This window comes from Terrimonas pollutisoli (assembly GCF_029360765.1).
GTDB classification, from domain to species: domain Bacteria; phylum Bacteroidota; class Bacteroidia; order Chitinophagales; family Chitinophagaceae; genus Terrimonas_B; species Terrimonas_B pollutisoli.
Genome location: NZ_JARKNA010000001.1, coordinates 52,035 through 77,396, shown reverse-complemented (window position 1 = coordinate 77,396; position 25,362 = coordinate 52,035). Strand labels below are relative to the sequence as shown.

The window sequence follows — 25,362 nt, the reverse complement described above, 5'->3', positions numbered from 1 at the left end:
TTTGAAACCTATTAAACTACTTAAACCTCTTAAACCTTCAATTATGTCTCCATTTATCGGTGAATTTATTGGCACTACCCTTCTTATCATTATGGGTGCTGGTGTAGTAGCTAATGTTGTACTCAGCAAAACAAAAGGACAAAACAGTGGCTGGATCGTCATTACATTCGGTTGGGCGATGGCCGTGTTTGTAGGTGTATATGCTTCTAATAAATTAGGCGGCAGTGGTCATTTAAACCCAGCTGTCAGCATTGGCCTGGCCGTATTTGGCGATTTTGATGCTTCTTTACTAGGCACCTACCTGGCAGCACAATTTGCGGGTGCATTTACCGGCGCGGTGATTGCCTGGCTTGCATACAAACAACATTTTGATGAAACAGCAGATAAGGATTTGAAACTGGCTGTCTTTAGCACAGCACCAGCCATTCGTAATCCCTTGCATAACATACTTACGGAAATCATTGGCACCTTTATTCTTCTGTTTGGCGCATTGAATATTTCCAAATCGGCTGCAACTATGGGAGCATTGGATGCTTTGCCTGTGGCATTATTAGTTTTGGGAATAGGTTTATCATTGGGCGGGCCTACCGGCTATGCTATCAATCCTGCAAGGGATCTGGGGCCAAGAATAGCTCATTTTATTTTGCCGATAAAAGGCAAAAGAGATAGTGATTGGAGCTATGCCTGGGTGCCCGTGGTAGGGCCAATAATTGGCGGGTTGTTGGCAGCGGCTTTGTTTAAACTTGTATGATGAAAATTTCACCTCCAATAAAAAAAGTTGACTCCTAAATGAATCAACTTTTTTTATTGAATTTAACTCTCCGATTATTATATCAGCAATAAAATATAAAGAAGTATGGCAGCAACTACACCGATCCAGGCCCACTTGGTTCTGTTGGCGTTTTTTGCCATCGCTGCCAAAGCAAAACCACAGCATAGTCTTTTTTATTTTAAAAGAACAAACCCAGTGCCGTCATTCCCAACCAAACAAATGAATAACCTGCTCACCAACCCCCGGTTTTTTTATGTCGCCAATGACTAAAAATGATTTGGGAAAAGGTATGTTATAGTCGTACCTTGGATGTCCTTCACAATTTTTTTTAACCTTAAAATTCAGAGTCATGTCTGACTATGCTCATCCGGAAGTGCTGGTTTCCACGGATTGGGTAGATCAGCACAAATTTGATCCACACGTAGTAGTAGTGGAAGTTGATGTAGACACACAGGCTTATGAAGAAGGCCATGTTCCGGGTGCACTGGGCTGGAACTGGCAAACACAACTGTGTGACACGGTGCGCCGCGATATCATCAGTAAAACCGAGCTGGAAAACCTACTTGGCAGAAGCGGTATCGACAACGACACCATTTTAATCCTGTATGGCGACAACAATAACTGGTTTGCCGCCTGGGCTCTGTGGCAACTGAAAATGTATGGACACAAGGATGTTCGGATCATGAACGGCGGAAGAAAAAAATGGCTGGCTGAAAACCGGGTCATCACCAAAGACGTTCGCGAACCGGTAGCAACGACCTATAAAGCCGGTCAGCGGAATGAATCATTGCGCAGTTATCTCAGCCAGGTACAAAAGGCCATGCTGGCCCCCGAATTTGCCATGGTAGACGTTCGCTCTGCTGATGAATTCACCGGCAAAATTCTTTCTCCCCCCGGCTTACCTGAAACCTGCCAACGCGGTGGCCATATACCCGGGGCGGTAAATATTCCGTGGGCGCAGGCCTGCCGTGAGGACGGTACTTTTAAATCAAAAGAAGAATTGGAAGAGCTTTATATGAGCAAGGGCGTAGTACCGGAGAAAAACGTAATTGCCTACTGCCGAATTGGTGAAAGGTCGAGTCATAGCTGGTTTGTATTAAAGTATCTTTTGGGCTATCCCAATGTAAGCAACTATGATGGTTCCTGGACCGAATGGGGCAACCTGGTAGGCGCCGCCGTAGAGAAAGATGTCATTATTCAGCCAAAAAAAGAAATGGCATGATGCACACGCAAAATTTTACAGAAGAGCAATTAGAGGTGGAAGGCATCCCGATCCGGCGAACCGTTTACCAGATTGGCGATATGTTCTATTGTCATATTTATAATGCCGATCCGGGAGCTACTATCGCAAGGGCAAGTAATGCCGACAGGCAAGCAGCCATGGATGAAGCAATGGATAAAACAAAAAAAAGAATTTTACAAAACACAAGGAAAACCTGACCACCTCGTAACAACTTATCTTCAAAAAAACCGGGAAGTTCTGTCAGTGCAGGAACTCCCGGTTTTTATATTATTGGTCCTTTCAAATAAAATTCTTTCTGCAAACTCTCCGATTTCACAGTCTTTAATTAATTTGTCTCTGGCAAATCACCACAGGCTTTCGCCCTGAGACATTTCATTTCTCAGACGGTCAGTTGACAATATGCAATCTCTAATCAAGCGGCGGAAGGTTGGGAAAGCCGAAAGTTAATGTGGCCATGTCCTTTCTTTCAGCATTAAAACTGACGGAACCTAATATCCTTTCAGCCATTGCATGCAGTTTGCTCACTTCCTGCTGAATTGAAGTATTGATATTTCCTTGTCTTCGTATATGCACAAGCACTACATGCCCATATACCCTGGCTGAAAGCCAGATATAAGTTTCCCGGGTATGTTTTACTACCGATGATAGCATGCCATTGAGTACGGCGCTGACAAGAGGCAGGTCCGTACTCAAGGTTAGCTTTGAGGGGATTTCGTTAATGAAAACACTTTTGTTGTTAACTGTCTGGGGCAACATAGCCTTTAGCAGATCGGCTATTAATTCCCTAAGGTCTGCGTGACTGGCAGGTAGTACGGATTGATGGTTCATAGGATAAGGTAAATAAGTTACAGATGGTTTTGTTTCACCCTGGTTTATTTATCAGGCGAGTGTCAGAAGGCAATGGGCATAGCTTTGTGGCATTCGCCGTACTAAGAAACTACAGATTGATTTCATAAAATAAATAGGACACGGATCTTTTGTTTCACTCCGGCTTTATGGATAAAAGCCGAAGGTCAGTGACGTGATGGTACTTTGGTGCCTTGTGAAGCCAATAGTGCCCCTGTTTTTTTCAGCAAGTGTCTGCAATTGCTGAAGCTGGCCCTGGATAGCATGAGAATTAAAACCGTGGGCGTTTTTACATGCACTAAAACAACATTACCATACAATTTCGCGGATAGCCAGATGCAACTATCTTTTGCATTTGAAACTATTGTTGAAAGCAAGCCTCCCAATACAGATGTAATTACAGGCGACTCCTTTTTCAACCGAAGGTGGTGAGGAATGTCATTAACAAAAAAGCTTCTGTTACTGCTGGCTTTGGGTAAAAGGGTGTTGATCAGCCGGTCAACTACATCATTAAGTTTGTTGACCTGCATTGGTTTCGGATTTTCCATTGGATGAGTTTTAAAGGGTTAAATAATTTCCTTTGCCGGGGTACGGATTAAAACCTTTCAATGGGACGGATCAATTTTCTTAGGAGTACGGATTTTTTAGTTGCTTGCTGATACAAAGAAACGACCAGTACAAACCGAAAAAAATAGAACAACTTATCTATCCGGGGTAATAGATTTTAATAAAAACCTGTAGAATTTCGTTTACGGAAAACTACCGGGTACTTCTACGCTGCCCCTGCTCTGCGAAGTCTCCGACTTCGCAACCACCAATCAATTTGTCTCTGACAAATCATCACAAGCCTTTACTATTACCTCACTTGCTTTTCGCAGCTGATCTTCCGAAATAATTAGCGGCGGTGAAATACGCAAACAATCCGAAGCGAATAAAAACCAATCCGTCAATACGCCATTGGCAATACAGGAGTCAATGACCTTTTTATTTGTTTCAAACGAACCAAATTCCAGGGCTAGCCATAAACCAAAAGAATGAATGACTTTTATTTTTGGATGTACGAGTAATGAGCGGAATAATTTTTCTTTTTGCTGAATGGAGTTCAGCATTCCTTCATCCAGCAAAGTTTTCATTGCAGCCATACCCGCAGCACAACAAACAGGATGGCCGCCGAACGTAGTGATATGGCCTAAAACAGGGTTTTCGGTAAAAGCATCCATTAATTTTTTATCAGCAACAAACGCACCAAGAGGCATGCCTCCACCTAATGCCTTACCCAATAAAACTATATCCGGAACAATCCCGAAATGTTCAAAACCCCACAGTTTACCAGTCCGACCGAAGCCTGTTTGTATCTCATCAAGAATTAACAGCGTTCCCATTTTAGTGCATTTTTCCCTTAATGCCTGCATCCATTCCTGAGAAGGGGCTTTGACACCCGCCTCTGCTTGCACGGTTTCAGCAATTATGCAGGCAGTTTCGCCAGATATCTTATCGATTGACTCAAAAGAATTGTATTCCAGGTGCCATACATCGGGTAATAACGGCCGGTACGCATTGCGCCAGTATTCATCGCCGATAATACTCAGAGCTCCCTGGGTGGAGCCATGATAAGAATTTTTAAAAGCAATTATTTGGGTACGGTTGGTAACTCTTTTGGCCAGTTTCATGGCGCCTTCTACCGCTTCAGCACCAGAGTTAGTAAAATAAACTGAATTAAGTGATGCAGGAAGATGATCTGTCAACAGTTTGGCATATTGTACCTGTGGGCTTTCGATAAATTCACCATAAACCATAATGTGCAGGTAAGCGTCAAGTTGTTGCTGAATGGCGGCTACAACCCTGGGATGCCGATGCCCGGTATTTGCGACACTGATACCCCCGATTAGATCGATGTATTCTTTTCCATCGGCGTCATATAACACCGCACCTTCAGCTTTTACAATCTCAAGAGAAAGTGGCGCTGGAGAAGTTTGGCCTACATGGCGTAAAAAAAGCTCCCGCTGATTCATATTTCACGCAAAGAACGCAAAGGCTGGTTAACACGCAAAAGAAATTGGCTAATTTGCAAGTGATACTAATTGAATAAAGAACGGAAGTCGGATCCTTTGCGGCGGAAACAACCATGACATCTTAAAAAACTGGCCGCAACCTTAAACATCAAACCTGAAACCTTAAACTTTTTTTATGCCTGTAATACTTCCAGTAAAAGACAAATATCCCGAGTGGGGAAATAACTGTTTTATTGCGCCCAATGCCACTATCGTTGGAAATGTAGTGATGGGAGATGACTGTAGTGCCTGGTTTAACACGGTGATCCGGGGGGATGTCAATTTTATAAAAATGGGTAATAAGGTGAATGTGCAGGATGGCGCCTGTATTCACTGTACTTACCAAAAGTACGGGACCACCATCGGCAATAATGTTTCAATAGGTCACAATGCCATCGTACATGGCTGCACGATCCATGATAACGTATTAATTGGAATGGGAGCCATCGTTATGGACAATTGTGTCGTAAATAGTAATACGATCATTGCAGCGGGTGCAGTAGTACTGGAAAATACCATTTGCGAAGCTGGCAGTATTTATGCAGGTGTTCCGGCAAAGAAGATTAAGGCCATTTCGCAGGAACTGATCCATGGTGAGATCGATCGGATTGCCAACAATTATATCAAGTATGCAGATTGGTTCCGGGAGAAAGTGTAAAAGTTCAGGTGGTTTGTAGTTTATCATAAAAATTTAGTTGGCTCAACCTTCTGAATTGATGCACCTTACAAATTACCCAAACAACTGTCCGTAATTCTACTATAGTAGAAGCAATTTCTAATTTTTACTTTCGTTATACGAAGAAAACAATTATGAAAAATATTCTTACAATAATGGTGTTGGCTGGTTTTATGATGGCGATGACATCCTGCAATATGTTTAAACCAAAATATGGATGTCCAACGAATGGTAAGAATATCGGGGCTGAAAAATTAGCCGCTGGTGATCCTGCTGCAGAAAAAGCTGCAAGGAAAGCAAAAAAGTTTAAAAGTTAATAAAGGCCGAGCAGCCTTTTTTAATATATCCAAGTCTTATAGTAAAAACCATTAAAACCCTAAACTCTTTACTATGAGTCTCAATTTACGTACCTCTTTAGGATGCACCGAAGCAGTACTGGCAGATGATGGCGGCTTAAATTTTTTCTACCAGATTGCTGGCATTATGAATGACGACCTCCGTATCAAATTTCTGAATAAGGAAGATGAATTTGATTCCATCAACTGGGATTTTAAATACAAAGGTTACCCCCTCACTTTACACTACAATATTTATAACGGCATTTCTGTTCACCCGACAAAGACCAAGGCTGCCCAGCCAAAAGAAAACCAGGCTGTAGTCGAACTGGCGAATATTTTACAGGGCAAATTGTTTAACCAGGTAAAGAATATAGCATAACCGAAGCGTTGCCAGTTACCGGAAACTGGTAACTACATTCCATTTAGTAGCTCTTTTCTTCTATCGATTCCATTATATTGACATAGCTGATATACCGTTCTTCGCTGATCCCGCCGTTGGCTACGGCTTCTTTTATTGCGCAACCTGGCTCGTTTACATGCAGGCAATTGTTGAATTGGCAATCATTCAGCCTTTCCCGCATTTCCGGAAAATAATGTGACACTTCTTGTTTGGAAACATCAACAAGGCCAAATTCCCTCATACCGGGGGTATCGATAATCCTGCCTCCAAATGGCAGGTCAAACATTTCAGCAAAAGTAGTAGTGTGCTGTCCTTTACCGCTCCAGCCACTTACACCCTGCGTTTTTAAATTCATCCCGGGAAATATAATATTCAGCAATGAAGACTTACCTACCCCACTATGACCGCTGATCAGTGTAGTTTTATCTTTCAGCTCCTTCTTTAATTCCCCGATGCCGATATTTTCCTTTGTGCTGGTTAAAAAAACTTTATATCCTACTGCCTCATACATTTCTTTCATTTCTTCAAATTGCTCCTGTTCTTTCTTTTTAAAAAGATCAGATTTGTTAAAAGCAATCAATGCTTTTACATGAAACATTTCGGAGGCCACTAAAAACCGGTCGATAAAACCCTGCGATGTCCTGGGCTCTTTCAACGTTGCCACCAATAGCGACTGATCAAGATTAGAAGCTACAATATGATGTTGAAATTTTACCCGCGGAGATTGGCGGTTGATATAGTTTCTGCGGGGATGAATCTCAACGATCATCGGTTCTCCGTTCATATCTATTTCCACCTCATCACCTACCGCAACAGGGTTGGTGCTGGTAATATTATCAATTTTAAAAACGCCTTTCATCCGGGCATTGTGCCATTGTCCCGAATCGTCCTTTACGGTGTACCAGCTGCCCGTTGATTTATAAACCAGTGCTTTCATTGTGTTGCGAATTTCAGGAATTGGCACTAATTGGGACCGGTAACCTCATAATTAATCAGGGAAATCTTCTAAAAATGGTGTAGCGAAGTATTATCTCAACTAGCAAAAAGAAAATTGCCGCAAGGGCTAACGGCAAAAATAATTCCTCATAACGCTTATAGGAAGTATACTCTACTTTGGACTTCTCCAACTGGTCTATTTGCTTATAGATATTTTGCAAACCTTCTTTATCCCTGGCTCTGAAATACCGGCCACCTGTTTCTTCCGCTATCCGGCGGAGCAATGATTCATCAATAAAATCGATAGTAGCCGTCTTTTGCCTCGGCGTATTGCCGGTTATCTCTACGATGGTTGACGGAGCGGCACCCATGCCGATAGAATACACTTTTACACCTTTTGATTTTGCAATCTCAAGGGCCGTGAGTGGATCAATTAGCCTGGTATCCGGCGCATCTTCCTTTCCATCTGTCAGCAATACGATTACCCGACTTTTGGCCTCGCTTTTTGATAAGCGATCCACGGCTGTTGCTAACCCTTCACCGATTACGGTTCCGTCTTTTAAATAACGCCTGCTTTCCAGGGACTGTATTTGACTGACCAGGGTATTTCGATCAGTGGTAATAGGAACCTGGGAGAAGCTTTCGCCTGAAAAAATAACCAGGCCTATCCGGTCAATGGGCCGGCTTAATACAAAATCAATAGCGACTTCTTTGGCCACTTCCATCCGGGATGGCAAAATATCACGGGAACCCATGCTGCCGCTTACATCCATGCATAACACAATATCAATTCCCTCACCCAGGGTCTGCTGCTGATCATTTCTTTTTTGTGGTCTTGCCAGGGCCATGATCAACGCCGTAACAGCGAGCAACCGGAGTATAAAAGGTAAATGGCGGAAATAATTTTTTGCTGTGGATACAGTAAAAGATCTCGTTGAAGACACCCTGACGGAGGACTGGCGTTTGCTGTATTTTTTTATATACCACCATATCATGAAGGGAACCAACCCGAGCAACAAAAAATTCTCGGGATAAGCAAAGTCGATATTTTTAATCCAATCGTACAACATTATTGCATTTGTTCTATCTGTTGGATAGAGCGGCTTATGTTTTCAAAATTATTTTTATCATCTTCGGCCGAAGGAACATATTTTGCATACTTGACAAAATCGCTTTGCCGTAGGGTATGAGACAGCTTATCAAATTCATCATTTCGAAGGCCGAGACCTTTTAATTGCCGTACCAGGTCATTGGTAGTGGCCTGTAAAGAATGGATTCCTTTTTTGGCTGATACATACACCCTGAAAATATCTACCAGTCTTGAATAGTATTCCTTGATTTCGGGTCTTTCGGCTTGCAATTTTTGCAATTCCAATATTGCTTCTTTGTAAGGGTCTGCCGGCTCGGCAACAACAGCGACAACAGGCTTTTTCTTTTTTCTGAACAAAAGAATTACCAGCAATAACAACACAGCCGCTCCAATTACAAAATACCACCATTTGATTTCCTTTTTTTCCTCCTGCGGATTTACTTCGATTATATCTTTTACATCATGGTAAGGCTGAGCAGGATCGAAAGGAGAAAAAACAACATCCACCGGTATTGAGTCGGTGGCAATAGCATCAGTAAGCAGAAATGCAGGAATGATCCAATGACCCGAGTCAAAACTGGTAAGCGTTAATACCTGCTTCAAAACAGTTCCTCTGCCAGTATTTGATGTATCAATCTTCGGTCTGTTTAGAAATTCAAAATGCGGAATCGAGTCGAATTGGAAAAAGCGGATAGCTTCATGCTCCGGGATATCAGCCTCCAATGTTATTCGCAAAGGCTCGCCAATTAAAATCTTTGATTTATCAACTAACGCTCTTACAACAGTCTTGTTTTGCGCTGCAACAGTTGCAGTGACAAAAAATAAACCTATAGCTATAGCGGTTCTATAAAAAAAATTATTCCTCATTTAAACAAAATCCTGGGCTTGTGTTCGTTCCAACCCCGACCATTTTCGGGAATGGGTAAAAAAGGTGGTTTATTTATTCCTACTGACAAAAAACCTTTGCAGCACTTTTACATAATCATCCCCGGTTCGCACATGCAACAAGTCGCAACCCGCTTTTTTAAAAGTTTGGGTGCTATAGTCTGTCATTTTAAAAAACTCCTGCTGATAACTGTATCGCACAAATGCATTGCTGCTATCTACCCATTTTATTTCTCCCGACTCTGCATCCTGCACCTGGATTAAACCCGCATTGGGCAACTCCATATCCATTTTATCATATATTTTTATGCCGATCACATCATGTTTTTTTCCAGCGATCCGTAGTGCATCCTCATAGTTACCGTCAAGAAAATCACTCAGGATAAAAGCAATGCTTTTTTGTTTGGTAGAGTTGTTAAAATAGCGAAGCGCCGAATTCACCTGTGTACTTTTGCCTTTTGGCTCCTTGCTCAACAGCTCTCTTACAATATACAAGGCATGCTGCCTTCCTTTCTTAGGCGGAATATAGGCCTCCACTTTATCACTATAGAAAATGACGCCAACTTTATCTGAATTATTGACGGCGGAAAAGCTTAACACCGCCCCTATTTCAGTAATAATATCTCTTTTGCGGGCATGAACGGTTCCAAATAATGAACTGGCACTGATATCCACTAATAGCATTACTGTCAGCTCTCGTTCTTCTTCAAAGATCTTACTAAAGGGATGACCAAACCTTGCCGATACATTCCAATCAATAAAACGAATATCATCACCGGCTGCATATTCCCGTACTTCTTTAAACGACATGCCTTTCCCTTTAAAAGCGCTGTGATATTCACCGGTGAAAAGATCACTGGCCAGCTTCTTGCTTTTAATCTCGAGCTGTCGAACTTTTTTTAATATTTCAGCCGTTGTTAACAACCTTAAACATTTAAATTTTTAAACTCAAAACTTACTAGGGTACATTGACCTGTTTCAAAATATCTTCAATAATGTCTTCTACTTTTACGTTCTCCGCCTCCGCTTCATAAGTAAGGCCTATGCGATGCCGTAGGACATCATTACAAATACTTCTTACATCTTCCGGTATTACAAAACCTCTTTTATTTAAAAATGCCTGGGCCTTTGACGCCAACGCCAGGTTAATGCTGCCCCGGGGTGAAGCTCCGTAAGAGATCAGGGGTTTCAATTTTTCTAACTGGTATTTCTCGGGTGTTCTTGTTGCAAATACAATATCGAGAATATACTGCTCGACTTTTTCATCCATATATATCTGCCGCGTCAGCTCTTTTGCATTCATCACTTCCTGAATTGAAACCACCTGTCTTATTGTTGGAGTGGTTAACCCTTGTGTATTTTGACGCAAAATCAATTGTTCTTCATGCATTTTAGGATAGCCCACTACTACTTTCATGATAAAGCGATCCACCTGTGCTTCCGGTAAAGCATAAGTACCTTCCTGCTCCAGCGGATTTTGTGTGGCCAACACAAGAAACGGCTGCTCCAGCTTGTAAGTTGTATCACCAATAGTCACCTGCCTTTCCTGCATAGCTTCCAGTAAGGCTGATTGTACCTTGGCCGGGGCCCGGTTAATTTCATCAGCTAAAATGAAATTGGCAAAAATGGGTCCCTTTCGAACAACAAATTCATTTTTTTGCTGGTTATAAATCAACGTTCCTATCACATCTGCTGGTAAAAGATCAGGCGTAAACTGGATCCTGCTAAACTGTGCATGGATGGCCTGGGAAAGGGATTTTATAGTCAGCGTTTTTGCGAGGCCCGGCACACCTTCCAATAAAACGTGTCCGTTACTCAGCAACCCGATCAACAAACGATCGAGCATATGACTTTGCCCAACTATGACATGACCTACCTCTTCTCTTAACTTATCTGTAAACTGGCCGGCATGGCTGATTCGATCATTTAACTGCCGGATGTCTTCTGCGGTTTTATACATTGGCTTGATTTATGGTGTCACAAAATACGAACTTGAGTTAAGCAAATTATTTGCCGATATAGCAATTGAGGCGAAATAGTTCTCTTTTTTTAAGTATTTCTACCTTGTAGTGCTAAAAAACAGGGCTTATTTTTACGAAAACAAATCCCTTCTATGCAAAAACGATTTTTATTAGCAGTAGTTCTATTTTCTGCGTTGCAAATATTGAATACCAGCTGTAGCAAAGACGACGATGAGCCAGCTGCCGGCAAAACAAAAACGGAATTATTAGTAAAGGGCTCCTGGAAATTCAGCGATGCAAAAGTTGGTGGCACATCCGTGTCCGCTTTTCTGCAAACTTGTCAAAAAGACAATATAGCAACCTTTGCAGCAGCCGGTACAGGTACAGCTGATGAAGGTGCGACAAAATGTGATCCGGCTGATCCTCAAACCAATTCCTTCACCTGGAATTTTCAAACTAATGAAACCATTCTATTTATTTCTACTCCTTTGTTCACCGGTGGCAGCAGTTCATTCACTATTGTGAGTTTGACAGAAACGGAACTAGTGGTGTCTCAAAATATGACGATATCTGGTTCAACACAAAATGTTGTAATCACTTTTATTCATTAAGATCAGGAGAGATATTTGCCAACGATAGGGACCCGGCGACCTACACCAAATGCCTTGAAGCTAATTCGAATGATGGGGCAAAATTGGTTTCGCTTGTATTCATTCGTGTTGACCAACTTCAATACCCGTGCTACCAATGCAGGATCGAATCCCTTTGCAATAATTTCTTTGGGGCCGTTTCTCAATTCGATGTATTCATATAAAACCCGGTCAAGAGTATCATATTCTGGTAAACTATCACTATCCTTTTGATTGGGCCTTAGTTCCGCAGACGGAGGTTTTGTTATGATGTTGACAGGAATGATTTCTTTATGGCGGTTAATGTACCTGGCGAGTGCAAATATTTGCATTTTGTATACATCACCCAATACACTTAATCCGCCTGCCATATCACCATACAACGTACCATACCCTGTTGCCAGTTCACTTTTATTAGACGTGTTTAGCAAAATATACCCAAACTTATTTGCAATTGCCATCAACAAATTTCCTCTTGTACGGCTTTGAATGTTCTCTTCGGCGACGCTAAAAGGCAGATCCTTGAAAATCGGCTTCAATTCAGTAAGAAAAGCGTCATAAATATTTTTGATGGGAACAATATCGTAAGGATTATCCAGGTTTTTGCTCAACTGCTCTGCGTCACTCACAGAATGCGATGTTGAATAATGGGAGGGCATCAGGATGGCTCTCACATTTTCCTTGCCCAAAGCTTCAACAGCCAATGCCTGGGTTACCGCACTATCAATTCCACCGGATGATCCCAGTATAGCTTTTTTAAAGCCCATTTTTTGGAAATAATCCCGGATACCAAGTATCAAAACATGGTAGATCTCAGCCATGTTCTTTTCATTGGTCAGGTATTTAATTGTATCCTCTCCTACGCCGACATCGGTGGCAGAGAAATAAACAGGCCCGGCCCCATCCCGGCCTTCTCCGCCGGCTGGCGGAAAGGCCACCTGCGCACCTACCTCGCTTGACGAATACTCCCTCCCTTTTGAAATCTTTTCATCAACTAAAGTATTTTCGATAAGCTGGCTTTGAAAGTTAGCAAGCCCCTTCTTCGGAGAGGTTTGGGTGAGGTCTTTTAATTCAAATACCTGGTAATCCTCTTCGAAATACTTCATCTCTCTGACCTGGTTGCCACAATCATCATATACCAGGCTACCTCCATCGAAAACAATCTCTGTTTGCGAGCCCACCGTGTTACAATAAAGCATCGGCAAATTATACTTTAGTGTGTGTGCTTTGACAATACTATTTCGCACAATATCCTGTGCGTAATTATAGGGTGACGCAGAAAGATTGATCATCACATCCGGCTTTTGCAATATCAACTTCTCCATGGGCGTAATGCGATAAAGTGGATTGTCGCCCATATTCCAGACATCTTCACAAATAGTAACCGCCAGTTTTTTCCCCTTAAATTCCATTACATTCCATTCAAACGCTGGTTCAAAATAGCGGTATTCATCAAATACATCATAGTTCGGCAACAATGTCTTATGAATCTCGGCCTTTATCCCCTTTTCATGCAAAAGAAAAACGGCATTAAAAAGATCTTTACCTTCTTTTTGTAAATTCCTGGCGGGGCTACCGATCAGTACACCAATAGTGTCCGCATGTTCCCGGATGCTGTCGACGGCGGCATAACATTTATTAATAAAATCGCTGAACTCAAGAAAATCCCTGGGAGGATATCCGCAAACGCATAACTCAGAAAAAACCACCAGGTCAGCACCTTGTTGCTTTGCCCAGTTGATGCCGTCAATGATCTTGCTTGTGTTGTCTTCGAAATTGCCGATATGATAATTCTGTTGCGCTAATGCAATCTTCATACTACAAATTTAACTCCCCACTACCAAATGAAAAGTAAAAAAACTAATCTAACTGACAATAGCAATCATTGCCTTAACGGTTGGATAAAAAACGACAATGAAGAGCCACTAACGTTTCTATATCTTCGTACACAACATTTAAACACCCACTTCGTTTACAAGAGCTATGAAAAAAGCCATCCTTTTTTTGTTTGTACTTATTGCTTTTGCTGCCTGCAAAAATCAAAAAAATACACCCGATATTTCTGGTATTAAAGTGAACCTTGCGGTTGAAAGATTTGATGAAGATTTTTTTTCTTTAGATACAACGAATGTGCAAAGAGGGCTGGCGAATCTACAGGCAAAATATCCTGTCCTACTACCGGTGTTCCTGGAAAATATTGTTGGCGTTACCAGCCAGGAAGGCATTAGCACCTTCTACCGGTTATATAAACCAGTGTTTGATTCATCCCAAAAAATTTATAAAAACTTTAGTGCCGAAAAAGCCGAGATAGAAAGGGCATTTCGCTACGTGAAGTATTATTTTCCTGCCTATAAAACACCTGGGAAAATTATCCCTATTGTGGGCCCGATGAATTCGCTGAACGACATGGCTAAAATGAGTAATGGCGACCTGACACCTAATTTTATCGGCCCCGATTTTTTAGGAATAAGTCTCCAGTTTTACCTGGGAAAAAACTTTTCACTCTATAACCAGGAATATTTTATCAATAACGTTGTGCCCCTGTATCGCAGCCGCAGGTTTTCAAAGGAATATATCATAGCCGACGTAATGAAACTGGTGGCTGATGATATTTTCCCTGATAAAAGCAATACTAAATCGTTGATAGAACAGATGATTGAAAAGGGCAAACAATGGTGGCTGATTGATAAGTTTTTGCCGGAAACCCCTGATTATGTCAAAACAGGCTATACAAAGGAACAAATTGATTGGTGCCACGAAAATGAGGGGCTGATTTGGACCTATATTGTGAAGAATGAAAATTTGTATACAGTAGACCCGGTAACGATTCAAAACTATATAGGTGAAGCACCGTTTACACAAGGTTTTTCCCAGGAAAACTCGCCCGGCAACATAGGCCCATGGATAGGGTGGCAGATCGTTAAAAAGTTTGTTGAAGAAAATTCTGGCATGAAACCTGAAGATGTTATGAAGGCGTCGCCGAAGCAGATATTGGAGCAATCCAAATACAAACCGAAATAGCTATAAATCCATTCTATTGTTCTGCCTGTTTCCTATTTGCTTATATTGCGGTTTAGGCGTTTAAATTATTTAGTAGCATGAAGACACTTTCCACCCTTACTGACCCTATATATGTCCCCAAGGAAAAGTTTAGCTGGTATGATAAACTTTGGCTTCACATCATCAATGACAAGCGGGATCTGCCTTTTATTTACTTATTGACCTGGATACATATTTTTATTTTGCCCGTTGCCATATTATTGTTTACGCCAGTATTGCAAGGATGGTGGTGGTGGCTGGCAGTGATACCTTATTTCTATTTTTCACAATTATATTTCAAAGGCAGGTTTGGGTTGATGTTTCATTGCATCTGCCACCGCAGGTGTTTTAAGAAACCGTATCAATGGATCCACACGTATATCACCTGGGTCATTTGCCCTTTATTCGGACATGCTCCTGAGGGTTATTTCAGTCATCATCTTGGCATGCACCATATAGAAAACAATACCGGGGATGATACCAGCAGCACGATGGCCTATCAGAGAGATAGCGTCAAAGATTTCCTTGTTTATTTCCTGAAATTCCTTTTAGTTGGCGTTAAGAACACCATCTTGTACCTGTATCACAGGAAAAGAAAAAAACTATATATGCGCCTGACATTTGGCGAGTATGTTTTTATTTTCTTTTGCATAGGCATGTGCTTTTTAAATCTAAAAGCCGCCTTGCTCGTTTTCATTGTTCCTTTATTGTTTGCCCGCTTAGTGATGATGTTAGGCAACTGGACACAGCACTCTTTTATTGATAGCTCCAATCCGGATAATTTATATACTAACTCGATCAACTGCATCAATACAAAGTATAACCATGTTTGCTGGAATGACGGCTATCATATCATACATCACCTGCGGCCTGGAATGCATTACACGGATATGCCCGCTGAACTATTGAGGAGAAAAGATGAATTTGCCACTAACAAAGCGATAGTATTTGATGGCATTCATTATCTGCACATCTTTATGTACCTGCTTACAAAAAGATATGATAAGCTGGCTGACAACCTTGTAAACATTAATAACATGTTTACAAGCCGGGAACAGGCTATAGCCTTAATGAAGGAGAGAACTAGAAAAATCGAACTTTAGGAAGAAAAAAGTAACCTAATTGTTCTTCATCGGAACAATCATTTCAAATGCAGGAATGTCAACCGTGAACATTTGCTTATTGTTCAGGTTTTCCATTTGGTAAGTCCCTTTCATTTTACCCATTTCGGTACGAAGGTTACAACCACTGACGTATTGGTAAGTTTCGCCTGGCTGGATGGTCGGCTGAACGCCCACTACTCCTTCACCTTCCACTTCTCTTGTACTTCCATTGCTATCAAAAATATTCCAGCTGCGACGATGAAGTTTTACCGGGAAAGTGTTGTGATTTTCCAGCGTAATGCGATAGGCGAACATAAATTCTGACTGAATAGGGTTGCTATAATCCGGCTGGTAAAATGTTTCTACACTTACCTCCACACCCTCGGAAATGAGACTATTCATACCAATCAGTTTACGTAAAAATAACGAAAAACACTGACGGCGGTAAATCTTGCCGGATTTTACTCCTCAAGGCTTAAATTTGCGCCTTCTAAACACCTCAAAAATTTCCACTATGAAGATAGCTGTAGCGCAGGGCGACGGAATAGGGCCTGAGATCATGGATGCCGTTCTTAGCATTTTTAAAGCCAACAAAACTCCGATTGAATTTGAATACGTTGATATGGGGAAATGGGTTTTTGACAAAGGTTTTTCCAATGGCATGACACCCGAGGCAAAAGCTACTATAGAAAACCTTGGCATCCTGTTCAAAGGTCCCATGGAAACTCCTAAAGGCAAAGGCGTAAAAAGTGTAAACGTTACCGCCCGAAAAACCTGGAACACTTATGCTAACAAGAGGGTATTTCAAACACTGCACGGCGTAGATACAGTTTTTAGCAAGGCAGGAATTCCGATCGATATAACGGTTGTTAGAGAAAATATTGAGGACACCTATGGAGGAATAGAACACATGCTTACCCATGATGTGGCATTGAGCCGCAGGTTTATCACCCGGCCCGGAAGCCTGCAGGTGATCAAGTATGCATTTGAAATGGCAAAGCAAAAAAATGCCCGTCGTATCACTTGCGGCCATAAGGCCAATATTATGAAAATAACAGATGGTCTATTCCTGGATTGTTTTTATGAAGTAGCCAAAGATTATCCTGAGTTAAAAGCTGATGATGTAATTGTAGATGATCTGTGCATGAAGTTGGTAACAAGGCCGGATATATTCGACGTAATTGTTTTAACCAATCTGCAGGGAGATATCGTTTCTGATCTTTGTGCTGGGCTTGTAGGAGGTTTGGGCTTTGCGCCTTCGGGTAATATTGGCGACCATATTTGCATATTTGAAGCCGTTCACGGCACAGCACCAGATATAGCAGGAAAAAATATCGCTAATCCAACAGCCTTACTTTTGAGTGGTATCGCTATGCTTCGTCACCTTGGCTATATGCAAAACGCGGCGGAAATTGAAAATGCTTTGCTTTATACATTAGAGACGGGAACGAGAACCGGTGATTTTGGTGATAAAGGTATCCCGCCGTTAAATACAACGGATTTTGCTGAAACTATTATCAGCAACTTTGGAAAAAAACCACAGTTGAATGCGAAGGAGCTTTTACCCAATAAACCAGCTTTGCAAACGGTATTTAAGCTGGAAAAAAACCCAATGATGGTCTCTGCAGAAATGGAGCAGGAAAACATAATCGGTGTCGACATGTTTATCGAAAGTGATGAACAGCCAGAAATAATTGCCCATAAATGTCAGCGGCATGGCGGCGTTAAATTTAATATCGTTAACGTCAGCAATCGGGGTACACAGGTGTGGCCTACAGGATCAGTATTTACCAACCTGGTGAATCAATACAATGTTCGTTTTGAAAGTATTGATGGCTCTCCCTTGAATCAGCAGGACATCATTGGCCTGTACGTTAGTCTCAGCGGTAATTTTAAAATATGTTCACTGGAACTGCTTAATATGTGGGGAGATAAAAAAGCCTATAGTTTGTCGCAAGGACAGTAACAGAACCACGATTGATAAGATTATTATGGATCGGAAGGAAATGAAAAGCTCATTTCCTTTTTTGTTGATCTATCCCGATAGTGTAAATTACAATAAAGGCTAACTCTTCTTAGTCTTTGTTAATTCTAAAAATCGCGGTTCTGAAATGTCAAAGGAAACCCATCAATACACAAATAATGAGATAACCATAATCTGGAAGCCGAATGTTTGCATACACTCTACTCTTTGCTGGAAAGGACTGACTGAAGTTTTTAATCCAAAAGAGAGACCCTGGATAAAAATGAATGGTGCCTCAACCGAAAAGATCATTGAACAGGTGAGAAAATGCCCAAGTGGGGCATTAAGCTATTTCTACAATGAAGAAAACCCTGGCGAAACTGATAAAGTAGCGGCTGAGTGAGCCAGCATACTTAAAATAGAAGTGTAATGGGCAGGAAGAAACAAAAACAAGTTCTGTAGTTTTATATGCCAGTGCGGCTCATCGAAGAAAAAGAAAATCAAAACTCAAAGTAGCTTAAAATATTTGGCGGTTCCAGCTGCAATTAGAATGACTCCCATGATCATAATTGTTACAGCCCAGGACACTGATTGATCTTCTTCATAAACATTCCGGAGGAAAAAAAATACCCCGGCAATGCAGAACAAAATACCAATACCACATAGTACCCAGGGATTATTCATTTTTTAGCAAATTATAATTACTTAAATTTTCTTGGCCAGCTTGTAGCCATTTTTCATTAACCATTGCAGCACTTTCTCCCGTTGATCACCTTGTACTATAATTTCGCCATCCTTGGCTGACCCTCCGGTTCCACAAAATGATTTTAGCTTTTTCCCTAACTCTTCCAGGGCACTTTCTTCCCCAATAAACCCTTCGATCAGCGTAACGACCTTCCCCCCACGATGCTTTGTATCTAGCCGGATCTTCAATTTTTGTTGTGACGCCGGTAAAGTTTCGAAGTTTTGCTGATTCTCTTCAAACTTGAAGTTAGGATCTGTACTGTAAACAAATCCCCTGTTGTCAGGCTTATTTTTTTTTGACATGAATTTTACAACTTTAAAACTTAAGATTTATCAGGCGATGACAGCCTTAAGGCTCAGGTCCAAACTCCTTGCCTGGTGTACCAATGCTCCTACGCTAACAAAGTCCACTCCTGTTTGAGCATATTCCCCGATATTTTCAAGGTTGATTCCTCCACTAGCTTCGGTTTCAAAATCCTCACCAATTAGTGCCAGGGCTTCCTTTATTTGCTCCGGCCTAAAATTGTCGAGCATGATGCGAAACACTTTTCCTTTTCCTATAGCGACAACCTTTTTTACGTCTTCGATACTCCTGGTTTCTACTTCAATTTTTAACGCGGGTTTTTTATTTATTATATACTCATATGCCTTCTCAATGGCCTTTTCAATTCCACCAGCATAATCGATGTGATTATCCTTCAACATAATCATATCAAACAATCCAAAACGATGATTGACTCCGCCACCGATTCTCACTGCTTCCTTTTCCAACAGACGAAAATTGGGAGTTGTTTTGCGGGTGTCTAACAGGCGGGTCTTATAACCTTTTAATTTGTCTGTATACTCTTTTGTTAGGGTAGCAATTCCACTCATTCGTTGCATGCAATTCAGTACAAGTCTCTCGCATTGTAAAATTGTGTGGACAGAGGCTTCAACTTCAAAAGCTTTTTCGCCAAAAGCCATCCTTTCCCCATCTCCTTTATTGGAAGTGAAGATGGATGCCGGTTCTTTATAGGTAAAGATTTTGCGGGCTACATCTACGCCGGCCAATATGCCGTCTTGCTTTATTTTTAATACTGCTTTTCCTTTTGCACCAGCGGGAATACAGGACAAACTGCTATGATCCCCATCACCAACATCTTCCTTTAGCGCTTCATCTATCAGGTGGTTAAGTTGACTATCAAAACTCATGGAGCAAAAATAAGAAAGCCTTCCCAGTACTTCGGCTTGCCCGATAGTGGAAAGGCTTTACCTGATATTTTAAACGATATTTACTCGATGGATTGGAAACGAATTTCTTTCAATACTTCTTTTCCCCCTTTCACTTTCATAAAAACATGAGCCCGGAAGTTGCCCGATTTTGTTTGCAGGGTGCCGATACAATAATTTCCACCGGGTGAATCACCTTTATGTTTTAACACAAAAGTCTTTACGCCGTTATTAGCAAAAAAATCTTTTAAGATTACCTGGGCCTGGGCCTTACTATAGCTATCACTTTTTACAGGCAGCGTCAATTCAACATTATCGTCAAAGTACTTAGCCAGTTCAGAAGCATTACCTATGCGTAAAGCTCCGATTACACCGTCAATATTACTTGACTGCGCAAAAGAGGAAAAAACAATAAGTGAAGCAACCAAAAAAGAAGTAAATAAAAGTTTCATATCTAATTTGTTTTCCATAGGCAATATAGTCCTAAAAATGTGCCACAGGATAATCACCATTGACACCGGAATACTAAAATAATAAAAACCGGTTGTTAAATATCTTTAAGGCTTAAATAGATGAATGATTTGTAGATTTACAACGCATTGTTACCCTGTAACAAATGAATTTATACTAAACAATCAATTATCTAATGGGCCAAAAAAAAGTTATTTTAATTATTATGGACGGCTGGGGACTTGGAAAAGTTGCATCTTCTGACGCCATCCAGCATGCTAACGTACCTTTCACGAAATCGTTATATACACGTTACCCAAATACTACTCTCGTAACTTGCGGAGAATCAGTAGGCTTACCCGATGGGCAAATGGGCAATTCAGAAGTAGGCCACCTAAATTTGGGAGCCGGTCGCATTGTCTACCAGGAGTTGCAGCGAATAAATGTTGCTACTAAAGATGGCTCTTTGGCAAAAAACGAACAATTGTTACAAGCAATTCTGTTTGCAAAACAAAATAACAAACCATTTCATTTGCTTGGCCTCGTAAGTGACGGCGGTGTGCATTCCCACATCAATCATCTGAAAGCAATCATAGACATCTGCCACGCTGAAGGCTTGTCAGACGTGTATGTGCATGCATTTACGGACGGTCGTGACTGTGACCCAAAAAGTGGTTTAGGGTTTATAAAAGAGCTGCAGCAACATTTGGACAAAACCGTGGGCAAAATCGCAACTGTAAGCGGTCGCTATTATGCTATGGACAGGGATAAACGTTGGGAAAGAGTAAAGCTGGCCTATGACGCTTTGGCAAATGGCATTGGTAAGTTATCAAATGATGCCATTACAGCTGTAGAAAAATCTTATGCCAATAATATCACCGATGAGTTTATAAAGCCGGTTGTTATTACCAATAAGGATGGTCGTCCGGTAACGACCATTAAAGACGGGGATGTCGCTTTCTGTTTCAATTTCCGCACCGACCGATGCAGGGAAATAACGGAGGTGCTAACGCAAAAAGATTTTCCTGAATACAACATGAAGAAACTGGCTCTTCATTATACAACCATGACACAGTATGATCAAAGTTTTCAAAATGTGCATGTAGTTTTTGATAACGACGACTTAAAAAATACATTGGGTGACATACTGCAGCAAAATGGGTTAAAGCAAATTCGGATTGCCGAAACAGAGAAGTATCCCCATGTAACTTTCTTTTTCAGTGGCGGCCGCGAAATACCTTTTGAAGGTGAATCGAGAATTCTGATCCCTTCGCCAAAGGTTGCCACCTATGATCTTCAGCCAGAGATGAGCGCCTATGAAATGACTGATGCTCTTTTACCAGAAATAAACAATAAATCTGCCGACTTTATCTGCCTCAATTATGCCAATGCAGATATGGTAGGCCATACTGGTGTCTGGGAGGCCGCCATAAAAGCGGCAGAAACCGTTGACCAATGTGTCGAAAAAGTAGTAACTGCGGGACTTGCTAATGATTATACCATCTTTTTGACGGCAGATCATGGAAATTCAGATTACCTCATTAACGAAGATGGATCTCCTAATACAGCCCACACATTAAACCCGGTTCCTTTGTTTATTATTGACAAAAACTGGAGAGGAACAATTAAGCCCGGAAAACTGGGAGATATCGCCCCCACTATATTATCCATGATGGGTTTACCAATTCCAAAAGAAATGACTGGTGAAATTTTAATTGACAAACCATAATTTTCACAAAAATCTCCCATGCTAAAAAAGATCTTCCTGTTTTTATTGGTGATATTGGTCATTATTCAATTTATTCATCCTGAAAAAAACAAGGCTACCGGTCCTCAGGCCAATTATATTGGGAACGTTCATCCAGTTCCTGACGATATAAAAATTATCCTGGCAAAGGCGTGTAATGATTGCCATTCCAATAACACAGAATATCCCTGGTATTCTGCCATACAACCGGTAGATTGGTGGATGAGCGGCCATGTGAAGAATGGAAAGAAGCATTTGAACCTGGACGACTACAGCAACCGAAGTCTCCGTTATCAATACCACAAATTGGAAGAAATTGAAGAACAAATAAAGGAAGGTGAAATGCCTTTGCAATCTTATACCTGGGTGCATAAGGACGCCATCCTTACAGCTGCGGAAAAAGAAAAAATAATTAGCTGGACAAATACACTCCGGGACAGCATGAAAGCCAAATACCCTATTGATAGTCTTATAAGGAAAAAATAGGCGGTATTTCCCACATATCGCCCCTGAAATTTACTATTTCATGCAGCTTTTGTATGTAAAAAATGTCTAAATTACAGACAACCAAACGGCATATATGACCGAAGAAGCCATTTTAAAAGGTTGTTTAAACAATGATGCTGCCGCTCAGCGGGAACTTTACAACAAGTATTGTTCAAAAATGCTGGCGGTTTGTTATCGATACGGGCATAACCGCGAAGATGCGGAAGATATGTTGCAGGAAGGCTTTATAAAAGTCTTTTTACAAATACATACTTTCGAAAATCGCGGTGCATTTGAAGGATGGATAAGACGAATAATCGTTCATACCTGTATCAATATCCTGAAGAAAAACAAAAAGTTCAATGAAAGTGTAGACATTATTTACGCTACTGGTATACAGATCAGGGAAGAAAGTGTTCCGGCAATTATACAGGCAAAACAAGTGGTAGAATGCATTCGGTTATTGCCGATTGGTTACCGCACTGTTTTGAACTTGTATGCGGTAGAAGGGTACAGTCATCGGGAGATTGCGGATATGTTGGATATAGAGGAAAGCACCAGCCGAAGCCAATACACCAGGGCTAAAGCGATGCTGGAAGATATTTTGATACGGAAGAAAATTATACAAAAACCAAAACAAGATATCGATTGGCTTATGGCCGTTAGCCATCGATGATTCGTACTCTTAATTTTTAACTGGTTATGGAGAACAGCTATAACGATAAGGAATTTGAGCATTATATAAAGGAAAGTGCTGATCAATACCGGATGTTCCCTTCAGAAAAAGTATGGGAGGGAGTGAACAATGCCCTTCATACGAGGAGAAAATGGTACGGATTCTGGCTGGGAGTTTTATTATTACTTACGGGCGGCGCTGTAACCTGGGTAATGACTACGCACCCGGTTTCAGGAAAAAATGGCACTGCTTTCAACAACAATTTACCTGTTACGAATATCCCTGCTGAAAAAGTGGAACCTAAAAATATCGAGGATTTGCTTCCCTTTGCGGCAAAAGAAACATCCCCTTTAATTGACTCTAAAAATGAGGGTAGCTTTTCCAGCTTTTCTCCTGTAGTATTATCGGAAATCGAAGGCATTTCTGTTGATGAGGTTTTAATTGATCCTGTACTAATTGAACGTCCTGTAAAAAGCGGGCAGCATTCAACCTTTACGAACATAAATATTCATCCGGTTGCATCGTTTGAAATAGCCAGGCTTCCTGAAATTAATCATCTATCAGATGCTAAAACTATTCCGGAGGCGCTAATAAAAACGCCCGGGCAGACTGAGTCATATGCTCCATATACCATCGAAAGTGTTATAAATTCTTATAAATATAAAAAGCCATCCAAAAAAATTAGCTGGCAGTTGTTTGTAACTCCTACTATTAGTTACCGTCGGCTCAGTGTAAATAAGTCAGTTGACAATCCATCTTCTTCAAATTATCCTTTTGCTTACTTGCAGGACGTAAATAGTGCTGTTACACATAAGCCTGACCTGGGTCTGCAAATTGGTTTCTCAGGCAGATACCCAATCACCAAGGGGTTAAAAGTAAGAGGAGGTCTCCAGTTCAATATCAATCGTTATGACATAAAAGCATATGCCTTTAACGGAGAGGTTGCCACTATCGATTTAAACGGTGGGAACGGCAGTAACTCGACAATTTCTACCTGGACCTATTATCGCAATTATGCGGGCTATAAATCTGATTGGTTGAAAAATTTCTATTTCTCAGTCTCCACCCCTATTGGTATTGAGATGAAATTGGCTGGCAATGAAAAAACCAGCGTTGGAGTGGCAGGAACAATACAACCTACTTACGTTCTCAATGACAGGGCTTACCTGATTTCAACCGATTATAAGAATTATGCTGAAGTGCCAAGGCTCATCCGTCATGTAAACTTGAGTACTGGATTCGAAACTTTTGTTAACTATACCAGTGGCAAAACAAAATGGCAAATTGGACCACAGGTTCGCTATCAAATTCTTTCAAGCTTCCATAATACATATCCAATTAAAGAAAACTTGTTTGATTTTGGTTTGAAAGTGGGTGTCACACTTAATAAATAAAGCTATTCCTATACTATCTATTCTCAGAATATCTTGTCTTTTAGTAAGACAAGATATTTTTTTACCAGATTCAGTCGCTGTAAAATGTTATTAAAAGTTCTTTTTTCAATTAATTTTGCCCGATAATTATCAATCACATATTGCCCCCGGATGAAATCAAGTTATAGCCTTTTAATCGCAGGACTAATTTTTTTCAATAGTTGTAAGCAAAAAGAGAAAAAAGAAGGAGAAAAATTCTTCCCAGCCCTTTCTTTTATTAAGGGACAAATAGCAGCAATGGATACTTCTCTTTATTCAATCCGTAAGCTGGACTTTATTGATAGCATACAAACCGACACCACGTTTATTCATCGGGACCAGTTTCGTGTAATTGCGAATGATTTTCTCACTGTTCCTGACATTGCCTCACCTAAGTATGAAGATCGTTACAAAGAGGAAAAATTATTTGATGAGTCATTGAACCGGGTAATGATAACTTATAGTCCTGTAAAACCCGAAAAGGAACAGGTACAGCGACAGCAAATTTTGATTAAACCGGATCCATCCGGCGATAAGGTAACCAACATTTTTATTGAAACCACTGTTAATACAAGAGATAGCGCAGTGCAAAAAAAGCTACTATGGAAAGTAGATGAAAGCTTCCAGGTAACTACTACCCGGCAATTGGCGGGACAACCTGAAAAAACAACTACATTCAAAGTAGTTTGGGGTGAGAACGAATAAG

Annotated in this window: 30 protein-coding genes; 17 read left to right on the top strand and 13 right to left on the bottom strand. The window is 41.0% G+C overall.

Translation table 11 applies throughout. The annotated features are described in order from the left end of the window. The first annotated feature begins 43 nt into the window (after positions 1 to 43). The 4 genes from P2W73_RS00340 (at position 44) to P2W73_RS00325 (ending at position 2,212) form a co-directional block, all read left to right on the top strand. Entirely contained in the window at positions 44 to 751 is a 708-nt protein-coding gene (locus P2W73_RS00340; RefSeq protein WP_276499976.1) for an MIP/aquaporin family protein, read from the top strand. Between the two features lie 105 nt (positions 752 to 856). Then, positions 857 to 1,042 (top strand): hypothetical protein, encoded by a 186-nt coding sequence (locus P2W73_RS00335; protein WP_276499975.1) that lies wholly within the window; start codon positions 857 to 859, stop codon positions 1,040 to 1,042. Positions 1,043 to 1,121: 79 nt separating this feature from the next. After that, positions 1,122 to 1,994: a sulfurtransferase gene (locus tag P2W73_RS00330; protein ID WP_276499974.1), complete on the top strand. Its 873-nt coding sequence runs from the start codon at positions 1,122 to 1,124 to the stop codon at positions 1,992 to 1,994. After that, the gene (locus P2W73_RS00325; protein WP_276499973.1) at positions 1,991 to 2,212 is read left to right on the top strand and encodes a hypothetical protein; all 222 of its coding nucleotides are present in this window, start codon (positions 1,991 to 1,993) and stop codon (positions 2,210 to 2,212) included. Before P2W73_RS00330 ends, P2W73_RS00325 begins: the two co-directional genes overlap by 4 nt. A gap of 211 nt (positions 2,213 to 2,423) precedes the next feature. On the opposite strand, the gene P2W73_RS00320 is transcribed toward P2W73_RS00325, so the two are convergent. The 3 genes from P2W73_RS00320 to P2W73_RS00310 all read right to left on the bottom strand — a co-directional run bounded on the left by P2W73_RS00320 (position 2,424) and on the right by P2W73_RS00310 (position 4,873). After that, positions 2,424 to 2,843 (bottom strand): hypothetical protein, encoded by a 420-nt coding sequence (locus tag P2W73_RS00320; protein WP_276499972.1) that lies wholly within the window; start codon positions 2,841 to 2,843, stop codon positions 2,424 to 2,426. A 185-nt stretch (positions 2,844 to 3,028) separates the two neighbouring features. Beyond that, positions 3,029 to 3,409 carry a hypothetical protein gene (locus P2W73_RS00315; protein ID WP_276499971.1) on the bottom strand — a complete coding sequence of 127 codons (381 nt, stop codon included), beginning with the start codon at positions 3,407 to 3,409 and terminating at the stop codon, positions 3,029 to 3,031. A 270-nt stretch (positions 3,410 to 3,679) separates the two neighbouring features. After that, entirely contained in the window at positions 3,680 to 4,873 is a 1,194-nt protein-coding gene (locus tag P2W73_RS00310) for an aspartate aminotransferase family protein (RefSeq protein WP_276499970.1), read from the bottom strand. 175 nt (positions 4,874 to 5,048) lie between these two features. On the opposite strand from P2W73_RS00310, the gene P2W73_RS00305 reads away from it, so the two are divergent. The 3 genes from P2W73_RS00305 (at position 5,049) to P2W73_RS00295 (ending at position 6,305) form a co-directional block, all read left to right on the top strand. Continuing rightward, positions 5,049 to 5,570 (top strand): gamma carbonic anhydrase family protein, encoded by a 522-nt coding sequence (locus P2W73_RS00305; protein ID WP_276499969.1) that lies wholly within the window; start codon positions 5,049 to 5,051, stop codon positions 5,568 to 5,570. Positions 5,571 to 5,722: 152 nt separating this feature from the next. Then, positions 5,723 to 5,905, top strand: a complete 183-nt coding sequence (locus tag P2W73_RS00300; RefSeq protein WP_276499968.1) for a hypothetical protein — start codon at positions 5,723 to 5,725, stop codon at positions 5,903 to 5,905. Positions 5,906 to 5,978: 73 nt separating this feature from the next. Next, positions 5,979 to 6,305: a hypothetical protein gene (locus tag P2W73_RS00295; protein ID WP_276499967.1), complete on the top strand. Its 327-nt coding sequence runs from the start codon at positions 5,979 to 5,981 to the stop codon at positions 6,303 to 6,305. 43 nt (positions 6,306 to 6,348) lie between these two features. Here the strand turns inward: P2W73_RS00295 and rsgA are convergent, their stop codons facing one another. From rsgA to P2W73_RS00270, 5 genes are all read right to left on the bottom strand, one after another. Beyond that, on the bottom strand, positions 6,349 to 7,263 hold the full coding sequence (gene rsgA / locus P2W73_RS00290; protein ID WP_276499966.1) for a ribosome small subunit-dependent GTPase A: 915 nt from the start codon (positions 7,261 to 7,263) through the stop codon (positions 6,349 to 6,351). 55 nt (positions 7,264 to 7,318) lie between these two features. Next, positions 7,319 to 8,332, bottom strand: a complete 1,014-nt coding sequence (locus tag P2W73_RS00285; RefSeq protein ID WP_276499965.1) for a vWA domain-containing protein — start codon at positions 8,330 to 8,332, stop codon at positions 7,319 to 7,321. Continuing rightward, positions 8,332 to 9,219 (bottom strand): hypothetical protein, encoded by an 888-nt coding sequence (locus tag P2W73_RS00280; protein WP_276499964.1) that lies wholly within the window; start codon positions 9,217 to 9,219, stop codon positions 8,332 to 8,334. Before P2W73_RS00280 ends, P2W73_RS00285 begins: the two co-directional genes overlap by 1 nt. Before the next feature lie 69 nt (positions 9,220 to 9,288). Further along, positions 9,289 to 10,161 carry a DUF58 domain-containing protein gene (locus P2W73_RS00275; protein WP_276499963.1) on the bottom strand — a complete coding sequence of 291 codons (873 nt, stop codon included), beginning with the start codon at positions 10,159 to 10,161 and terminating at the stop codon, positions 9,289 to 9,291. A gap of 34 nt (positions 10,162 to 10,195) precedes the next feature. Continuing rightward, on the bottom strand, positions 10,196 to 11,197 hold the full coding sequence (locus P2W73_RS00270; protein ID WP_276499962.1) for an AAA family ATPase: 1,002 nt from the start codon (positions 11,195 to 11,197) through the stop codon (positions 10,196 to 10,198). A 153-nt stretch (positions 11,198 to 11,350) separates the two neighbouring features. Here P2W73_RS00270 and P2W73_RS00265 point away from each other — a divergent pair, with 153 nt between their 5' ends. Beyond that, positions 11,351 to 11,809, top strand: a complete 459-nt coding sequence (locus P2W73_RS00265) for a lipocalin family protein (RefSeq protein ID WP_276499961.1) — start codon at positions 11,351 to 11,353, stop codon at positions 11,807 to 11,809. A gap of 2 nt (positions 11,810 to 11,811) precedes the next feature. Here P2W73_RS00265 and P2W73_RS00260 read toward each other — a convergent pair whose 3' ends face one another. After that, positions 11,812 to 13,644 (bottom strand): NAD+ synthase, encoded by a 1,833-nt coding sequence (locus tag P2W73_RS00260; RefSeq protein WP_276499960.1) that lies wholly within the window; start codon positions 13,642 to 13,644, stop codon positions 11,812 to 11,814. Positions 13,645 to 13,810: 166 nt separating this feature from the next. On the opposite strand from P2W73_RS00260, the gene gldB reads away from it, so the two are divergent. Together gldB and P2W73_RS00250 are read left to right on the top strand one after the other, a co-directional pair. Beyond that, positions 13,811 to 14,848, top strand: coding sequence for a gliding motility lipoprotein GldB (gldB, locus tag P2W73_RS00255; protein ID WP_276499959.1), 1,038 nt, complete (start codon positions 13,811 to 13,813; stop codon positions 14,846 to 14,848). Between the two features lie 77 nt (positions 14,849 to 14,925). Then, the gene (locus P2W73_RS00250; protein WP_276499958.1) at positions 14,926 to 15,969 is read left to right on the top strand and encodes a fatty acid desaturase family protein; all 1,044 of its coding nucleotides are present in this window, start codon (positions 14,926 to 14,928) and stop codon (positions 15,967 to 15,969) included. A 15-nt stretch (positions 15,970 to 15,984) separates the two neighbouring features. Here the strand turns inward: P2W73_RS00250 and apaG are convergent, their stop codons facing one another. Next, the gene (apaG, locus tag P2W73_RS00245; protein WP_276499957.1) at positions 15,985 to 16,371 is read right to left on the bottom strand and encodes a Co2+/Mg2+ efflux facilitator ApaG/CorD; all 387 of its coding nucleotides are present in this window, start codon (positions 16,369 to 16,371) and stop codon (positions 15,985 to 15,987) included. A 112-nt stretch (positions 16,372 to 16,483) separates the two neighbouring features. Between apaG and P2W73_RS00240 the strand changes: the two genes are divergently transcribed. Further along, the gene (locus P2W73_RS00240; RefSeq protein ID WP_276499956.1) at positions 16,484 to 17,935 is read left to right on the top strand and encodes an isocitrate/isopropylmalate family dehydrogenase; all 1,452 of its coding nucleotides are present in this window, start codon (positions 16,484 to 16,486) and stop codon (positions 17,933 to 17,935) included. Positions 17,936 to 18,080: 145 nt separating this feature from the next. Next, on the top strand, positions 18,081 to 18,335 hold the full coding sequence (locus tag P2W73_RS00235; protein ID WP_276499955.1) for a (4Fe-4S)-binding protein: 255 nt from the start codon (positions 18,081 to 18,083) through the stop codon (positions 18,333 to 18,335). A gap of 302 nt (positions 18,336 to 18,637) precedes the next feature. Here P2W73_RS00235 and P2W73_RS00230 read toward each other — a convergent pair whose 3' ends face one another. From P2W73_RS00230 to P2W73_RS00220, 3 genes are all read right to left on the bottom strand, one after another. Further along, complete coding sequence (locus tag P2W73_RS00230; protein WP_276499954.1) at positions 18,638 to 18,979, bottom strand: translation initiation factor; 342 nt, start codon at positions 18,977 to 18,979, stop codon at positions 18,638 to 18,640. 30 nt (positions 18,980 to 19,009) lie between these two features. Beyond that, complete coding sequence (gene nadC / locus P2W73_RS00225) at positions 19,010 to 19,867, bottom strand: carboxylating nicotinate-nucleotide diphosphorylase (RefSeq protein ID WP_276499953.1); 858 nt, start codon at positions 19,865 to 19,867, stop codon at positions 19,010 to 19,012. An 80-nt stretch (positions 19,868 to 19,947) separates the two neighbouring features. Further along, positions 19,948 to 20,337 (bottom strand): DUF4783 domain-containing protein, encoded by a 390-nt coding sequence (locus P2W73_RS00220; protein WP_276499952.1) that lies wholly within the window; start codon positions 20,335 to 20,337, stop codon positions 19,948 to 19,950. A gap of 194 nt (positions 20,338 to 20,531) precedes the next feature. Here P2W73_RS00220 and gpmI point away from each other — a divergent pair, with 194 nt between their 5' ends. The 5 genes from gpmI (at position 20,532) to P2W73_RS00195 (ending at position 25,361) form a co-directional block, all read left to right on the top strand. After that, positions 20,532 to 22,064 (top strand): 2,3-bisphosphoglycerate-independent phosphoglycerate mutase, encoded by a 1,533-nt coding sequence (gpmI, locus tag P2W73_RS00215; RefSeq protein ID WP_276499951.1) that lies wholly within the window; start codon positions 20,532 to 20,534, stop codon positions 22,062 to 22,064. Positions 22,065 to 22,082: 18 nt separating this feature from the next. Further along, positions 22,083 to 22,568, top strand: a complete 486-nt coding sequence (locus P2W73_RS00210) for a heme-binding domain-containing protein (RefSeq protein ID WP_276499950.1) — start codon at positions 22,083 to 22,085, stop codon at positions 22,566 to 22,568. 94 nt (positions 22,569 to 22,662) lie between these two features. Further along, positions 22,663 to 23,244, top strand: a complete 582-nt coding sequence (locus P2W73_RS00205; protein ID WP_276499949.1) for an RNA polymerase sigma factor — start codon at positions 22,663 to 22,665, stop codon at positions 23,242 to 23,244. Positions 23,245 to 23,270: 26 nt separating this feature from the next. Further along, a complete protein-coding gene (locus tag P2W73_RS00200; protein WP_276499948.1) occupies positions 23,271 to 24,638 on the top strand; it encodes a hypothetical protein in 1,368 nt (455 codons plus the stop codon). A 150-nt stretch (positions 24,639 to 24,788) separates the two neighbouring features. Then, the gene (locus P2W73_RS00195; protein WP_276499947.1) at positions 24,789 to 25,361 is read left to right on the top strand and encodes a hypothetical protein; all 573 of its coding nucleotides are present in this window, start codon (positions 24,789 to 24,791) and stop codon (positions 25,359 to 25,361) included. Position 25,362: the final 1 nt, after the last annotated feature.

Coding starts and splice junctions, on each gene's coding strand:
- P2W73_RS00335 (WP_276499975.1), top strand. CDS start 857: ATGGCAGCAACTACACCGATCCAGGCCCACTTGGTTCTGTTGGCGTTT.
- gldB (WP_276499959.1), top strand. CDS start 13,811: ATGAAAAAAGCCATCCTTTTTTTGTTTGTACTTATTGCTTTTGCTGCC.
- P2W73_RS00235 (WP_276499955.1), top strand. CDS start 18,081: ATGTCAAAGGAAACCCATCAATACACAAATAATGAGATAACCATAATC.
- P2W73_RS00250 (WP_276499958.1), top strand. CDS start 14,926: ATGAAGACACTTTCCACCCTTACTGACCCTATATATGTCCCCAAGGAA.
- P2W73_RS00240 (WP_276499956.1), top strand. CDS start 16,484: ATGAAGATAGCTGTAGCGCAGGGCGACGGAATAGGGCCTGAGATCATG.
- P2W73_RS00325 (WP_276499973.1), top strand. CDS start 1,991: ATGATGCACACGCAAAATTTTACAGAAGAGCAATTAGAGGTGGAAGGC.
- P2W73_RS00220 (WP_276499952.1), bottom strand. CDS start 20,337: ATGAAACTTTTATTTACTTCTTTTTTGGTTGCTTCACTTATTGTTTTT.
- P2W73_RS00330 (WP_276499974.1), top strand. CDS start 1,122: ATGTCTGACTATGCTCATCCGGAAGTGCTGGTTTCCACGGATTGGGTA.
- P2W73_RS00210 (WP_276499950.1), top strand. CDS start 22,083: ATGCTAAAAAAGATCTTCCTGTTTTTATTGGTGATATTGGTCATTATT.
- P2W73_RS00205 (WP_276499949.1), top strand. CDS start 22,663: ATGACCGAAGAAGCCATTTTAAAAGGTTGTTTAAACAATGATGCTGCC.
- P2W73_RS00340 (WP_276499976.1), top strand. CDS start 44: ATGTCTCCATTTATCGGTGAATTTATTGGCACTACCCTTCTTATCATT.
- P2W73_RS00305 (WP_276499969.1), top strand. CDS start 5,049: ATGCCTGTAATACTTCCAGTAAAAGACAAATATCCCGAGTGGGGAAAT.
- P2W73_RS00285 (WP_276499965.1), bottom strand. CDS start 8,332: ATGTTGTACGATTGGATTAAAAATATCGACTTTGCTTATCCCGAGAAT.
- P2W73_RS00310 (WP_276499970.1), bottom strand. CDS start 4,873: ATGAATCAGCGGGAGCTTTTTTTACGCCATGTAGGCCAAACTTCTCCA.
- gpmI (WP_276499951.1), top strand. CDS start 20,532: ATGGGCCAAAAAAAAGTTATTTTAATTATTATGGACGGCTGGGGACTT.
- P2W73_RS00200 (WP_276499948.1), top strand. CDS start 23,271: ATGGAGAACAGCTATAACGATAAGGAATTTGAGCATTATATAAAGGAA.
- nadC (WP_276499953.1), bottom strand. CDS start 19,867: ATGAGTTTTGATAGTCAACTTAACCACCTGATAGATGAAGCGCTAAAG.
- P2W73_RS00295 (WP_276499967.1), top strand. CDS start 5,979: ATGAGTCTCAATTTACGTACCTCTTTAGGATGCACCGAAGCAGTACTG.
- P2W73_RS00270 (WP_276499962.1), bottom strand. CDS start 11,197: ATGTATAAAACCGCAGAAGACATCCGGCAGTTAAATGATCGAATCAGC.
- P2W73_RS00320 (WP_276499972.1), bottom strand. CDS start 2,843: ATGAACCATCAATCCGTACTACCTGCCAGTCACGCAGACCTTAGGGAA.
- P2W73_RS00280 (WP_276499964.1), bottom strand. CDS start 9,219: ATGAGGAATAATTTTTTTTATAGAACCGCTATAGCTATAGGTTTATTT.
- P2W73_RS00260 (WP_276499960.1), bottom strand. CDS start 13,644: ATGAAGATTGCATTAGCGCAACAGAATTATCATATCGGCAATTTCGAA.
- P2W73_RS00195 (WP_276499947.1), top strand. CDS start 24,789: ATGAAATCAAGTTATAGCCTTTTAATCGCAGGACTAATTTTTTTCAAT.
- P2W73_RS00300 (WP_276499968.1), top strand. CDS start 5,723: ATGAAAAATATTCTTACAATAATGGTGTTGGCTGGTTTTATGATGGCG.
- apaG (WP_276499957.1), bottom strand. CDS start 16,371: ATGAATAGTCTCATTTCCGAGGGTGTGGAGGTAAGTGTAGAAACATTT.
- rsgA (WP_276499966.1), bottom strand. CDS start 7,263: ATGAAAGCACTGGTTTATAAATCAACGGGCAGCTGGTACACCGTAAAG.
- P2W73_RS00265 (WP_276499961.1), top strand. CDS start 11,351: ATGCAAAAACGATTTTTATTAGCAGTAGTTCTATTTTCTGCGTTGCAA.
- P2W73_RS00315 (WP_276499971.1), bottom strand. CDS start 3,409: ATGGAAAATCCGAAACCAATGCAGGTCAACAAACTTAATGATGTAGTT.
- P2W73_RS00230 (WP_276499954.1), bottom strand. CDS start 18,979: ATGTCAAAAAAAAATAAGCCTGACAACAGGGGATTTGTTTACAGTACA.